This window comes from Streptomyces sp. NPDC027672 (assembly GCF_055566335.1).
In genome coordinates this window covers 701,734-715,740 of sequence record NZ_JBVHSO010000001.1, presented here as the reverse complement: position 1 = coordinate 715,740, position 14,007 = coordinate 701,734, and the positions used below count along the sequence as shown (strand labels likewise).

Genomic DNA, 14,007 nt, shown 5'->3' with positions numbered 1-14,007 from the left:
CCGGTTCCCTGGGTGCGGGGCGGTCCTTAGTCTGAGGCTGTCAAAAGCATTGCGGGGCAACGTGAATCAGATGCAGGGCCTGCTCATAGCGGGCCGCTACCGGCTCGCCGACTCCATCGGCAGCGGCGGCATGGGCCGGGTGTGGCGCGCCCACGACGAAGTGCTGCACCGGATGGTCGCCGTCAAGGAGCTGACCGCCGCGCTCTACGCCACCGGCAGCGACCAGACGGTGCTGCTCGCCCGCACCCGCGCCGAGGCGCGGGCCGCCGCGCGCATCAACCACTCCGCCGTCGTCACCGTGCACGACGTCCTCGAACACGACGGCCGCCCGTGGATCGTGATGGAGCTGGTCGAGGGCGGCTCGCTGGCCGACCTGGTCAAGGAGCGGGGCCGCGTCGAACCGGCGGAGGCCGCCCGGATCGGGCTGTGGGTGCTGCGGGCGCTGCGCGCCGCGCACACCGCCGGCGTGCTGCACCGGGACGTCAAGCCCGGCAACGTGCTGCTCGGCGCGGACCGCCGGGTGCTGCTCACCGACTTCGGCATCGCCCAGATCGAGGGCGACTCCACCATCACCCGCACCGGCGAGGTCGTCGGCTCCGTCGACTACCTGGCCCCCGAGCGGGTGCGCGGCCACGACCCCGGCCCGGCCTCCGACCTGTGGGCGCTCGGCGCCACGCTGTACACCGCGGTCGAGGGGCGCTCGCCGTTCCGGCGGACCTCGCCGCTGAGCACCATGCAGGCGATCGTCGAGGAGGACACGGGCGAGCCGGGCCACGCCGGCCCGCTCGGCCCGGTCATCGCCGCCCTGCTGCGCAAGGACCCGGCCCGGCGGCCGGGCACGGACGAGGCGGAGCAGATGCTCGCCGAGGTGGCCGAGGGCCGCCGGCCGCGCACCGCGCAGGCGTTCGTGCCGACCCAGGGCGGGGGCGCGCCCGCCCACGGCCCGGAACACCGGGGTCAAGGCCACCCGGGCCAGGGCCACCCGGGCCAGGGTTACTCGACCCAGGGCCACGCGGGTCAGGGCCACTTGGGCCACGGCCAGGCCGGATATCCGACCGGTGCCGCCCTGCCCGCGGCGGCGGCTCCCGTCCCGTTGGTGACCGCCGTGGCGCCCGTCCCGCCCGGCGGCCCCCTGCCGCCCCGGCCCCGGCGCCGGCTGCGCGTGCTCGCGCTCGTCGTCGCCCTCGCGGCCGTGCTCGGCGCCGGCGCGGCGGTGGCCGTCCGGGAGTGGAACGGCCTGGAACAGACCGACGGGACCGGCCGGACCACGAGCCAGGACGTGACCTCGCCCTCCGCGAACGGCAGCGCCACGCCCGGCTTCGACGGCACGGTGCCGGCTTCCTGGCACCGGTACGACGACGAGTGGGGCTTCAGCCTCTATCTGCCCAAGGGCTGGTCACGGCAGGTCGTCGGCGTCCCCGGCGCGCTGCGGCAGGTCGACTACACGCCCGACGGCGGCGAGCACTTCGTCCGGATCTCCATCGACACCTCGCCGGACTTCAAGGACGCCTACGCGCACCAGCTCGACCTGGACGAGCAGCTCGCGCGACGGCTGGCCGACTACCGGCGGGTCCGGCTGGAGAAGAACGTCTACCGCGACCTCGGCGGCTCGGTCTGGGAGTGCACCTGGACCGCGAGGCCGAAGGACACCCGCTTCCCGGGGCCGCGGCACGCCGAGGAGCAGACGTACATATCCCGGGACGGCACCGAATACGTGATCTACATATCGTCGCCCGCCGCCGACTGGGCGCGGACCGACAAGCAGTTCCGGGCGGTCCTCCAGGGCTGGCAGCAGCCGCGCTGAACGCGCCGGCAACACCGCGCCTCACTCCGGAGACGGACCGGTGCCCGGCCCACGACCGGATTTCGAGGACGCGGACGCCCGCTGCGGCATGATGGGGCGCATGGGGACCGAGGGAGCCTTCCGGCTGATCGCGGGCCGTTACCGCCTGGAGGAACGCGTCGGGCGCGGCGGCATGGGCGTCGTGTGGCGGGCGACCGACCAGGTGCTGGGCCGTCAGGTGGCGGTCAAGGAACTGCTGCCGGACGACTCGCTCCCGGACGACGACGCACGGCGCCGCCGCGACCGTACGTTCCGCGAGGCCCGCGCCGTCTGCCAGTTACGGCACCCGCACATCATCGTCGTGCACGACGTGGTGCAGCAGGACGAGCGGCCGTACCTGGTGATGGAGCTGGTCGACGGCGGCTCGCTCGCCGAGCACATCGACCGGCACGGCCCGGTCGACGCCGCCGAGGCCGCGCGGATCGGCATCGCCCTGCTGAGCGCGGTGCGCACCGCGCACGAGGCGGGCGTCCTGCACCGGGACATCAAGCCCGCCAACGTCCTGATCGAGTCCGGCACCGACCGGGTGGTCCTCACCGACTTCGGCATCGCCCAGGTGGAGGGCGCCACCACACTCACCGAGACGGGCGCGTTCGTCGGCTCGCCCGAATACACCGCCCCCGAGCGGATGTCCGGGCTGCGTACCGGACCGGAGTCCGACCTGTGGTCGCTGGGCGCGCTGCTGTGCACGGTGCTCAGCGGCGAGTCGCCGTTCCGGCGCGACTCGCTCGGCGGCATCCTGCACGCCGTCGTCTCCGACGAGATCCGCCCGCCGGCCCAGGCCGAGCCGCTGCTGCCCGTCGTCCTCGGCCTGCTGGAGCGCGACCCCGGCCGGCGGCTGGGCGCGGCGGACGCCGAGTGGATGCTGCGGATGTACCTGGCGACCGGCCGGACACCGGCCGCGCCCGGCGGCGGCCAGGGCGCGACCGGAACGCACGGCGGCGGGCTCATGCACCGGATCGGCGGCGGCCGTACGCCGAGGGTCACGCTGCCCGCTCCGCCGACCGAGCCGGACGGCACGCCCCCGTCCGGCTGGGCCGGACCGCCGGCCCAGCCGCCGCCGGCCCAGCCGCCGCCGGCCCGGCCGGCACCGCGCGGGGTGCTGGTGGCGGCGCTGCTCGTCGCCGCGCTGACCGGGGCGGGCGTGTCGGCGGCGGCGCTGCTGCTGCACCAGGGCGGGGGCGCGGGCGGCACACCGGGCGGTACGGCCACCACCCCGGCCACCGGCACCGGCACGGGCCCCGCCCACACGCCGTCGGGCACGCCCCCGTCCCGGGCACCGACCGGCACCCCGGCCACCCCCACGCCCACCACCCCCGGCCCGGTCACCTCCGGCGCGCACACCGCGCCCTCCGGCTACCGCACCGCCCGCGACCCGGCCGGCTTCTCCCTCGCCGTACCCGAGGACTTCACCCGCGGCCCGCAGGGCGAACGCGTCTTCTACTACTCGCCGGGACGGACCTTCCGCCTCGGCATCAAGGTCACCGGCCCGCAACCGGGCGGCCCGCAGGCCGTGCTGGAACGCGCCGCGGCCAACGGCAGCACCGACCAACCCGGTTACCACGACGGCCGGGTCACCCCGGCCACCCACCGCGGACGCCCCGCCGCGCTCTGGGAGTACACCTGGAACGGCTTCAGCACGGCGGAGGGCCCGCGCCACACGTACGACCTGTGCTGGGAGGAGAGCGGCCGGTTCTACGACGTCTGGGTGTCGGCGCCGGTCGGGAAGGTGCGCGAGGCGCGGGAGTACTTCGACGTGGCCGTCGACACGTTCTCCGCTACCGGTCCGTGACCGGTCCGCGCCGGCCGGGGCGGGACGAGCGGGACGGTTCCGGACGCGGACGCCACGCCGGACCTCGGGGTACGGCGCCCGTTTCGACAACGGCGTGGCGCGCACGGTACTCATGGGACATGACCGAAGACGGCGAACACCCGCCCGGCGTACGGCTGATCGGCGGCCGCTACCGGCTGACCGGGCGCCTCGGCTCCGGCCCGGCCGGGACCGTGTGGCGGGCCCGGGACGAGCAGGGGCAGCGGACGGTCGCCGTCAAGGAGCCGCTGCTGCCCGGCCATCCGGTCTCCGACGAGGAGAGCCGGCGCGCCGCGCACCGGCTCCACCACGAGGCCCGCGCCGCCACCCGGGTGCGGCACCCCTCGGCGGTGACGGTGTACGACGTCGTCACCGAGGCCGGGATCCCGTGGATCGTGATGGAGCTGGTGGCGGGCGAGTCGCTGCGCGAGGTGCTGCGGCGCGGACCGCTGCCGGCCGCGGAGGCCGCGCGGATCGGTCTCGCCGTGCTGGGCGCGCTGCGCGCCGCGCACGCCGTCGGCATCGTGCACCGGGACATCAAACCGGCCAACGTCCTGCTGGAGTCCGGTACCGGGCGCGTCGTCCTGACCGACTTCGGCATCGGCGACTCGCACGCCGAGGACGCGCCGGACGGCTTCGTGGCACCCGAGCGGGCGGCCGGGCCCGGCGCCGGACCGGCCTCCGACCTGTGGTCCCTGGGTGCGCTGCTGCGCACCGCCCTCGGAGACACGGACCCCGGGCCGCTGGGTCCGCTGCTGGCCCGGCTGCACGCCGTCGAGCCGACGGCCCGCCCGGACGCGACGGAGACCGAAACCGCCCTCCGCGCCTGCCTGCCCCCTACGGCCGTACCACCGGCCCCAGCCCCGGCCCCGGTCACTGCGGTGGCGGCTCCGGATGCGACGGCGCTGGCCCCGGACTCTGCCGTGGCGGCTCGTGATTCGGCGGCCCCGGACTCCGCCGTAGCGGCTCACGATTCGCCGGCCCCGGCCCCGGCCGCCGCCATGGCCACCTCGGACTCCGCGGCGCCCGCCGCGGACACCGCCGCACCGTCCGCGGATTCCGCCGGGGCCGGCCCGGAGTCCGAAGCCGCGCCGCCGGCCCCGGCCCCGGCCCGTCGCGCGTCCCTGGCCGCGCTCGGTCTGCTGCTCGCCAGAAAATCCGGCACCGACTGAACCGTCCCCGCCAACGCCCTGATCAGCACATTCGCTGCCAGTGATCACTGGCAGCGTGTGCGTGGTCCGTGAAAGCCCGTTACCGACGGGTACACAAAGCGCCCCGGACCGGCATACCCTGCGCGTCATGACGGACACGCAGGCTCCGCAGACCGCCGGTACCAACCCGCTCGCGCCCGCCCCCGACGGTGCCCGCACCGCCGCCGACGTGGTCACGCCGGAGGTGGTGGCCCGGCTCACCAAGGGCGTCACCGGATCCGGCCGTACCGCCAACCACTCGCCGCTCACCGGCGAGAAGCTGGCGGACCTGCCCGAATCCGGCCCCGAGGACATCCGCGACGCCTTCGCGGCGGCCCGGACCGCGCAGGCCGTGTGGGCGAGGATCCCGGTGCGGCGGCGGGCCGCCGTGCTGCTGCGCTTCCACGACCTGCTGCTGGAGCGGCAGGCCGAGGTCCTGGACCTGATCCAGCTGGAGACCGGCAAGGCCCGGCTGCACGCGCAGGAGGAGGTGCAGGCCGTAACCGTCGCCGCCCGGCACTACGGCCGCCGTGCCACCGCTTATCTGCGGCCCAAGCGGCACGCGGGCGCCATACCCGCGCTGACCAAGGTCGCCGAACTGCGGCACCCGCGCGGGGTCGTGGGCCAGATCGCCCCCTGGAACTACCCGCTGGAGCTGTCCATCGGCGACGCCCTGCCCGCCTTCGTCGCGGGCAACGCCGTGGTGATGAAGCCGGACACGGAGACCTGCCTCACCGCTCTGTGGGCGCGTGACCTGCTGATCGAGGCCGGACTGCCCGAAGGCGTCTTCCAGGTCGTCCTCGGCGAGGGCCCGGCCGTCGGCCCCGAACTGGTCCGGCACGCCGACTTCGTCTCCTTCACCGGCTCCACCCGCACCGGCCGCGAGGTCGCCGTCGGCGCCGCCGCCCGCCTGGTCGGCGTCTCGCTGGAACTCGGCGGCAAGAACGCCATGCTGGTGCTGGACGACGCCGACATCGAGAAGGCCGCCGCCGGCGCCGTCCGCGCCTGCTTCTCCTCCGCCGGCCAGCTCTGCATCTCCATCGAGCGGCTGTACGTCCACGAGTCCGTGGCCGACGCCTTCCTGGAGCGGTTCGTCGCCCGCACCCGGGCCATGCGGCTGGGCAACTCCCTCGCCTACGGCGCCGACATGGGCTCGCTGGCCGGCGAACGCCAGCTGAAGACCGTCGAACGGCATGTCCAGGAGGCCGTCGCCCAGGGCGCGAAGGTGCTCGCCGGCGGCGTCGCCCGTCCCGACATCGGCCCGTACTTCTTCGAACCGACCATCCTGGACGGCGTGGAGCCGGCCATGGCCGTGTGCGAGGAGGAGACCTTCGGCCCGGTCGTCTCGGTCTACCGCTTCCGCGGCGACGAGGAGGCCGTCGAGCGCGCCAACGCCACGCCGTACGGGCTGAACGCGTCCGTGTGGACGACGAACGCCCGCCGCGGCCGGGACATCGCCGCACGGCTGCGCACCGGCACGGTCAACATCAACGAGGGCTTCGCCCCCGCCTACGGCAGCGTGCAGTCCCCGATGGGCGGCATGAAGGACTCCGGCCTCGGCCGCCGCCACGGCTCCGAGGGCATCCTCAAGTACACCGAGTCCCAGACGGTGGCGCAGCAGCGGCTGCTGCCGATGGCGCCCTCGCTGGGCATGGACGACGAGGCGTACGCCCGGTTCATGAGCACGAGCCTGCGCCTGATGAAGGCGTTCCGGTTCCGCTAGCGGTCCGCCGGGAGTTCCGCCGCAAGTTCCACGGGAAACACCCCGTTCTCGACGAGGAGAGCACGTGTCGCAGGAGAAGTCTGTCCAGACCCGGGACGAGGACGGGTACGACTACGACGTGATCGTCGTCGGCTCCGGATTCGGCGGCTCGGTGTCGGCCCTCCGGCTCACCGAGAAGGGCTACCGGGTCGGCGTGCTGGAGGCGGGCCGCCGCTTCACCCGCGCCACCCTGCCGAAGAACTCCTGGGACCTGAAGAACTACCTGTGGGCCCCCAAACTCGGTCTGTTCGGCATCCAGCGGATCCATCTGCTGGGCAACGTCATGGTGCTGGCCGGCGCGGGCGTCGGCGGCGGCTCGCTCAACTACGCCAACACCCTCTACGTGCCGCCGAAGCCCTTCTTCGACGATCCCCAGTGGCGGCACATCACCGACTGGCAGCAGGAGCTGGAGCCGTACTACGACCAGGCCCGGCGCATGCTCGGGGTCCGGCTGAACCCGACCATGACCCCGTCGGACGTGCATCTGCGGGCGGCGGCCCGGCGGCTGGGCGTCGGCGACACCTTCCACCTGGCGCCGGTCGGGGTGTTCTTCGGGGACGGCGAGGACGCGGACGGCGCGGTGCGGGCCCGGCCCGGCGAGCGGGTGGCCGACCCCTACTTCGGCGGGGCCGGACCGGAGCGGAGGGCCTGCACCGAGTGCGGCGAGTGCATGACCGGCTGCCGGCACGGCGCCAAGAACACCCTCAACGAGAACTACCTCCACCTGGCCGAGAAGGCGGGCGCGGTCGTCCACCCGATGACGACCGTGGTGTCCGTCACGGACGACTCGCGGGGCGGCTACGCGGTGGCGACCCTGCCGACGGACCGGAAGCGGAAGGGCGCGGGCCGCCTCTTCACGGCCCGCCGGGTGGTCCTCGCGGCCGGCACCTACGGCACCCAGACCCTGCTGCACCGCATGAAGGCCGGCGGCCACCTGCCCTACCTCTCCCGGCGGCTGGGCGAGCTGACCCGCACCAACTCCGAGGCGCTGGTCGGCGCGCAGACCGACGACCGCCGCTACCGCCGGGCCACCGGCGAGTCCCGGGCCGACTTCACCCGGGGCGTGGCCATCACCTCCTCGATCCACCCCGACGAGAACACCCACATCGAGCCGGTCCGCTACGGCAAGGGCTCCAACTCGATGGGCAGCCTGTCGATCCTCCAGGTGCCGTACGCGGAAGGGTCCTCGCGCGTTCTGGCCTGGCTGGCGAACGCGGCCCGGCACCCGCTGCTGGTCGCCCGCTCCCTGTCCAACCGGCGCTGGTCGGAGCGGACCATCATCGGCCTGGTCATGCAGTCCCTGGACAACTCGCTGACCACCTACCTGAAGTCCGACGGCGTCGGCCGGGGCCTGCTCACCGCCCGGCAGGGGCACGGCGCCCCGAACCCCCGGCAGATCAGGGCCGCGACCGAGGCGGCCTCCGCGCTCGCCGCCGAGATCAACGGCTTCGCCGGCAGCAACGTCGGCGAGCTGATGGGCACCCCGCTCACCGCCCACTTCCTCGGCGGCTGTCCCATCGGCGACTCCCCGGACACGGGCGTGATCGACCCGTACCACCGGCTCTACGGCCACCCCGGGATCTCGGTCGTGGACGGCGCGGCGGTCTCGGCGAACCTGGGCGTGAACCCCTCGCTGACCATCACGGCGCAGGCCGAGCGGGCGATGTCGTTCTGGCCGAACAAGGGCGAGGAGGATCCGCGGCCGGCGCCGGGAGCGGCGTACGAGCGGCTGCGTCCGGTGGAGCCCCAGGCTCCCGCGGTACCGGCGGAGGCGTTCGGCGCGCTGCGGCTGCCATTCCTCGGGATACCGGCCGTGCCGCCGAAGAAGTGACAGGGACCTGCATCCCCCTCCGAAAGCAGGTCCCTCCCACCGTTTCTTGATCCGGCAGGTTTGATCAGCGAAAAGCTGAAAGGGTTGCTTCGAAGCCCGGGACTTCTCGTGTGACGTGCATCACAAATGGGTGCCTGTCCGGCGGGGCACGGTCCGCCGGCCGGCCCCGGGCGTCCCCGGAGCCGGCCGTTTCTCCTGCCCGGCCGGGCCGCTGTCCCTTGCGGTCCGGCCGGTGTTCCGGAGCGAGGTCCCACGGCGCACGGCACGACCCGTACGCCTCATCGCTCCGCTGAGCCACGCGTGGTTTCGTCGGGCCCGCCCCTGGCTGACACGGACACTCCCTCAACGAGGCGGTGCGCACGCCGGTCACGCTCCGTACGGGTGAGAGCGGGACCGGAGTCAGACGCGGCCCCGGCTCAGCTCCAGCAGGGTCATCGCGAGGGCGGTGCCGGGCTTGCCGAGGGCGTCCCGGTAGCGGCCGAGGATCTCCATCTCGCGGGAGAGGTGCACCCGCCGCCCGCCGGCGGCGATCCGGGTCCGCTGGACGACGGCGGAGACGCCCATCCGCTCCTGCACGAGGGCGATGATCCGCTCGTCGAGCGCGTCGATGCGCTCCCGGGCGTCGGCGATGATCGCTTCCGGGGTGTCGGCCGCTGCCGCGGGAAGGGTGGTCATATCGGGCTCCTCGGTCGGAAGGACGGAAGCCCCGGAACGGCGGAACCCGGTGAACGACAGGCGCCCCGGGCCTTGTCGGCCCGGGGCGCCTGGGAAGTCGCTTGGCGGTTGGCTCAAGCAGCACGACCATGGCAGCCGGCGGGCCGGGTGCCATAGGTAAAGACGAAGGTCGAGTGCTTGCGCATGCGGCCAGTATGCCACGGCGGCTTGGCTCGGAGGTCTCGCGGCCGCCCCGTTAGAATCGGAAGCACAGGCCCCCGCCCGACCACCAGAAGGCACCCCGTGTCATCAGCGACCCAGTCTGCCGCCTCCTCCGACACCGTCCTGGTCGTCGACTTCGGCGCGCAGTACGCCCAGCTCATCGCCCGTCGCGTCCGCGAGGCGCGGGTCTACAGCGAGATCGTGCCGAGCACCATGCCGGTCCGCGAGATGCTCGCCAAGCAGCCCGCGGCGATCATCCTCTCCGGAGGTCCCTCGTCGGTCTACGAGGAGGGCGCCCCCCGCCTCGACCGCGAGCTCTTCGAGTCCGGCGTGCCCGTCTTCGGCATGTGCTACGGCTTCCAGCTGATGGCGCAGGCCCTCGGCGGCACCGTCGACAACACCGGCGCCCGCGAGTACGGCCGTACCGGTCTGCACGTCTCCAAGGCGTCCTCCACCCTCTTCGAGGGCACCCCGGACGAGCAGCACGTGTGGATGTCCCACGGCGACGCCTGCTCCGCCGCCCCCGACGGCTTCACGGTCACCGCGTCCACGGACGTCGTCCCGGTCGCCGCCTTCGAGAACGACGACAAGAAGCTCTACGGCGTCCAGTACCACCCCGAGGTCATGCACTCCACGCACGGCCAGCAGGTGCTGGAGCACTTCCTGTACCGCGGGGCCGGCCTGAAGCCGGACTGGACCACGGGCAACGTCATCGAGGAGCAGGTCCAGGCCATCCGCGAGCTGGTCGGCGACAAGCGCGCGATCTGCGGCCTGTCCGGCGGCGTGGACTCCGCCGTCGCCGCCGCCCTCGTCCAGAAGGCCATCGGCTCCCAGCTGACCTGCGTCTACGTCGACCACGGCCTGATGCGCAAGGGCGAGACCGAGCAGGTCGAGAAGGACTTCGTCGCGGCCACCGGCGTCCAGCTGAAGGTCGTCGACGCCGAGGAGCGCTTCCTGAAGGCGCTCGCCGGGGTCTCCGACCCCGAGGAGAAGCGGAAGATCATCGGCCGCGAGTTCATCCGCGTCTTCGAGCAGGCGCAGGCCGAGATCATCGCCGACGAGGGCCCGGCCGTGGAGTTCCTGGTCCAGGGCACCCTCTACCCGGACGTGGTGGAGTCCGGCGGCGGCACCGGCGCGGCGAACATCAAGTCGCACCACAACGTCGGCGGCCTGCCCGAGGACCTCGAGTTCAAGCTGATCGAGCCGCTGCGCAAGCTGTTCAAGGACGAGGTCCGCATGGTCGGCCAGGAACTGGGCCTGCCGGAGGAGATCGTCCAGCGCCAGCCGTTCCCCGGTCCCGGCCTGGGCATCCGGATCGTCGGCGAGGTCACCAAGGAGCGCCTGGACCTGCTGCGCGAGGCCGACGCCATCGCCCGCGAGGAGCTGACCGCGGCCGGCCTGGACCGCGACATCTGGCAGTGCCCGGTCGTCCTGCTCGCGGACGTCCGCAGCGTGGGCGTCCAGGGCGACGGCCGCACCTACGGCCACCCGATCGTGCTGCGCCCGGTCTCCTCCGAGGACGCCATGACCGCCGACTGGTCCCGGCTGCCGTACGACGTCCTCGCCCGCATCTCGACCCGCATCACCAACGAGGTCCGCGACGTCAACCGCGTCGTCCTCGACGTGACGAGCAAGCCCCCGGGCACCATCGAGTGGGAGTAGGCCCCCGGGGCCTGCCGGTAGGCCCTAGGTGCGCTTGAGCGTGCGTACGGGCCGGCCGGGTGTCCAGACCTGGGTGACGAGATACGCGTCGTCCTCGACCCAGGTCCGGACGACCTCCGTCAGCTCGGTGCGGAAGAGGTGGAACGGCTGCGGCGGTTCCACCTCTTTCACATACGCCGCCTTCTCCGCGCCCTCCCCGACCTCGAACGCCCGCCCGCCGATCCGGACGTCCCCGCCGCCCATGTCCGTGCCGTCGCCGGGATTGGCCTGGAGGGTGAAGCGCGGATCGCGTCGCAGGTCGAGGGCCTTGACGGAGCCCGGCATCATGCCGAGCCACAGCTGACCGCCCAGGAAGCGGACCTCCAGCCCGGAGGTGCGGGGCGAACCGTCCTTGCGGAGGGTCGCGAGGACATGGTGCCGGTAGGCGCCGAAGCGTTCCTCGGCGATCGCGGCCAGCGCGGGCGCGGCGGTGCGGAAAGCGTGCCAGTTCATGCGCACGAGCCTCCCGCACCATCCGGACACCTTCTGTCGGGTATTCGCCGCGGATCTCGTCTTTCACGGAACATCCCTGCCTTTTCCCGCTCACCGCAGGTAACTTCCGGCCCGTAACGCCACCCGCCTCGCTGGAGGATCCATGCACGGGCCCACCCCGCCCCTGCCGTTGCCCACCGACCGGCTGCACTTCGCCATGCCGCCGATGCACGAGTCGGCCGAGGCCGAGCGCCGGCACCGCAAGGAGCGGCTCGCGGGCGCCCTGCGGATCTTCGGACGGGCGGGGTTCGAGGACGGGGTGTCCGGCCACATAACGGCCCGGGACCCGGAGTACACCGACTGCTTCTGGGTCAACCCGTTCGGGATGCCGTTCAAGCACGTCACGGTCGGCGATCTGGTCCTCGCCAACCAGGACGGGCAGGTCGTCGAGGGCCGTTACCACGTCAACCAGGCCGCCTTCACCGTCCACGCCCAGGTGCACGCCGCCCGCCCCGACGTCGTCGCCGTCGCCCACTGCCACTCCGTGCACGGCCGCGCCCTCGCCGCCCTCGGTGACCTGATCGACCCCATCACCCAGGAGAGCTGCGCCTTCTACGAGGACATCGCCCTCTACGACACCTACACCGGCGTCACCGTCGACGCCGGCGAGGGCCGCCGGATCGCCGCCACCCTGGGCTCCCGCAAGGCGCTCGTGCTGCGCAACCACGGGCTGCTCACCGTCGGCGACTCGGTGGACGCGGCCGCCTGGTGGTTCCTGTCCCTGGACCGCTCCTGCCAGGTCCAGCTGACGGCGAAGGCCGCGGGCCGGCCGGTGCTCATCGACCACAAGGCGGCCGTCGCCACCCGCGAACAGCTCGGCGGCGACCTGGTGGCCTGGATCAACTACCAGCCGCTGTGGCAGGACATCAGCCGCGCCGAACCGGACCTGCTCGGCTGAGCCCCCGCCGGACAGCCGCACCGCACCCGGCATCCGGCCGCCCCGGGACTCCCGCGGACGGGTCAACCCGGCGGCCCCGGCCTCACCCTCCCGTTCTCCCTCCAGAACCCGGACCGACCATCCCGAAGGGCCCGCGGTAGGGCACAATTCGCAGTCGGCACAGGGGAGTTGCCGGGCCGCAGCGCGCACCGCGGGTGCCGGCGGCGGGGCCGGCGGGGCGTGGGGAAGGCGGGCGTCGGGCGTGGTGGTGCGGGAGACGAGGAAGGACGCGGACGCGGACGACGTCCACGCGGGCGGCTGCGCCTGCGGGGACTGCCCGCACGGCGCCCGGGAGGGACACCGGCGGGCCGTCGCCGCGTTCCTGCGCCGGCGCGACGAGCTCGCCGCCGGGCTGGGGCTGCCGGCGGCCGTGGCGCACTCGGCCCCGGCGTCCCGCCAGTGGGTGTCCGAGGAACTGACCCAGCGGGCCGAGGCCGTCGCCGAGCGGAGCCGGGCCGAGGGCGCGGTCCGGCTCGCCCGGCTGTGGCTGCGGACGGTGTGCGCGGTGTGGGGCGCGGTCGTCGTGCTCCTGCTCGCCGAGGCGCTCACCGCGATCGGCGCGGGCTGGACCGGCGCCCGCACCGCGGCCCTGCTCGCCGCGCTCGCCGTCGCCGGCGCGCTGACCGCCGCCTGCCTCCTGCACCGGGCGCGCGGCGGAGCGCTCGCCCCGTTGATCGGCGAGGACAACCGCATCTCCACCTCCCGTACCGTCGCCGCCTGCTGGGTGCTGTTCGTCGGCTATGCCGTCCTGCTGCTGGCCGCCCGCCTGGCCGCCGCCTCCGGCCACGCCGGACGCGACGCGCTGATCTCCGGCCTCGATCTGGCGCGCGGCGCGGGCGTGGTGACCGTCCTCGCCGTCGTCTGCGGCATCGCCGTCCTGGTCCGCCGGGTGGTGGGCGTGCGCATCCTCGCCCAGCGGCTGCAGAAGGTGCCCTCCCACCGCCCGCGCGCCGCCGACCTGCTCACCGACGACTCCGGCCGGGGCGCCTTCACCGACATCCAGTACGTCGCCATCAGCGCCGTCGCCCTGCTGTTCGCCGCCGTACGGCTGGCCCGCCGCCCCGACCGGCTGCCCGACCTGCCCTGGGGCCTGGCCGTGGTGGTGCTGATCTCCGCCGCGACCTACCTGGCCGGCAAGTACGCCGAGGGCGGCCGGCCGGTCGTCCTCTCGGTGGTCCGCGCCCGCGAGCCCGGCGCCCTCGACGGCCCGGTCCGCACCGGCGACGACATCGAGATCCGCGGCAGCGGCTTCGTCCCGCCCGGCGCGCAGTCCGCCGACCGGCTCTCCCGGCTGGTCGTCCGCATCGGCGCCGTCGACGTGCACGTCCCCCTGGTCCCGGTCACCGGCGGCTTCCGCAACCCCACGGACACCACCCTGACCGTGTCCGTGCCCGCCGACGTCGAGCCCGGCCCGGTGGACGTCCAGGTGGTGACGGCGGCCGGCGTGGCGACGAACCGGTACCCGCTCCAGGTGACGGAGTGAACACCAGGCGGCTCGCGCCGGACCCCCGAAATCCGGAAAATCATCCTGGACAGGATTGAACGGGCTCCCTTCGTCATACGTA

General features: G+C 73.9%; 10 protein-coding genes. 8 read left to right on the top strand and 2 right to left on the bottom strand.

Features of this window, described 5'->3' with window-relative positions:
- The first annotated feature begins 70 nt into the window (after nt 1-70).
- The 5 genes from ACZ4SV_RS03160 (at nt 71) to ACZ4SV_RS03140 (ending at nt 8,436) form a co-directional block, all read left to right on the top strand.
- Complete coding sequence (locus ACZ4SV_RS03160; protein ID WP_468000966.1) at nt 71-1,804, top strand: serine/threonine-protein kinase; 1,734 nt, start codon at nt 71-73, stop codon at nt 1,802-1,804.
- 100 nt (nt 1,805-1,904) lie between these two features.
- Nucleotides 1,905-3,635, top strand: a complete 1,731-nt coding sequence (locus ACZ4SV_RS03155; RefSeq protein ID WP_468000964.1) for a protein kinase domain-containing protein — start codon at nt 1,905-1,907, stop codon at nt 3,633-3,635.
- Between the two features lie 119 nt (nt 3,636-3,754).
- Nucleotides 3,755-4,825: a serine/threonine-protein kinase gene (locus ACZ4SV_RS03150; RefSeq protein ID WP_468000962.1), complete on the top strand. Its 1,071-nt coding sequence runs from the start codon at nt 3,755-3,757 to the stop codon at nt 4,823-4,825.
- 127 nt (nt 4,826-4,952) lie between these two features.
- Entirely contained in the window at nt 4,953-6,566 is a 1,614-nt protein-coding gene (locus ACZ4SV_RS03145) for a succinic semialdehyde dehydrogenase (RefSeq protein WP_365878053.1), read from the top strand.
- Between the two features lie 64 nt (nt 6,567-6,630).
- Nucleotides 6,631-8,436: a GMC family oxidoreductase N-terminal domain-containing protein gene (locus ACZ4SV_RS03140; RefSeq protein ID WP_468000960.1), complete on the top strand. Its 1,806-nt coding sequence runs from the start codon at nt 6,631-6,633 to the stop codon at nt 8,434-8,436.
- Nucleotides 8,437-8,835: 399 nt separating this feature from the next.
- On the opposite strand, the gene ACZ4SV_RS03135 is transcribed toward ACZ4SV_RS03140, so the two are convergent.
- Nucleotides 8,836-9,111, bottom strand: a complete 276-nt coding sequence (locus tag ACZ4SV_RS03135; RefSeq protein WP_468000958.1) for a chorismate mutase — start codon at nt 9,109-9,111, stop codon at nt 8,836-8,838.
- Between the two features lie 282 nt (nt 9,112-9,393).
- Between ACZ4SV_RS03135 and guaA the strand changes: the two genes are divergently transcribed.
- Entirely contained in the window at nt 9,394-10,974 is a 1,581-nt protein-coding gene (gene guaA, locus ACZ4SV_RS03130; protein WP_365878059.1) for a glutamine-hydrolyzing GMP synthase, read from the top strand.
- A gap of 24 nt (nt 10,975-10,998) precedes the next feature.
- Here the strand turns inward: guaA and ACZ4SV_RS03125 are convergent, their stop codons facing one another.
- Nucleotides 10,999-11,466: a pyridoxamine 5'-phosphate oxidase family protein gene (locus ACZ4SV_RS03125; protein WP_468000955.1), complete on the bottom strand. Its 468-nt coding sequence runs from the start codon at nt 11,464-11,466 to the stop codon at nt 10,999-11,001.
- A 142-nt stretch (nt 11,467-11,608) separates the two neighbouring features.
- Between ACZ4SV_RS03125 and ACZ4SV_RS03120 the strand changes: the two genes are divergently transcribed.
- Both ACZ4SV_RS03120 and ACZ4SV_RS03115 read left to right on the top strand, forming a co-directional pair.
- Complete coding sequence (locus ACZ4SV_RS03120) at nt 11,609-12,403, top strand: class II aldolase/adducin family protein (RefSeq protein WP_365878063.1); 795 nt, start codon at nt 11,609-11,611, stop codon at nt 12,401-12,403.
- A 241-nt stretch (nt 12,404-12,644) separates the two neighbouring features.
- On the top strand, nt 12,645-13,925 hold the full coding sequence (locus ACZ4SV_RS03115; RefSeq protein WP_468000953.1) for an IPT/TIG domain-containing protein: 1,281 nt from the start codon (nt 12,645-12,647) through the stop codon (nt 13,923-13,925).
- Nucleotides 13,926-14,007 lie beyond the last annotated feature (82 nt).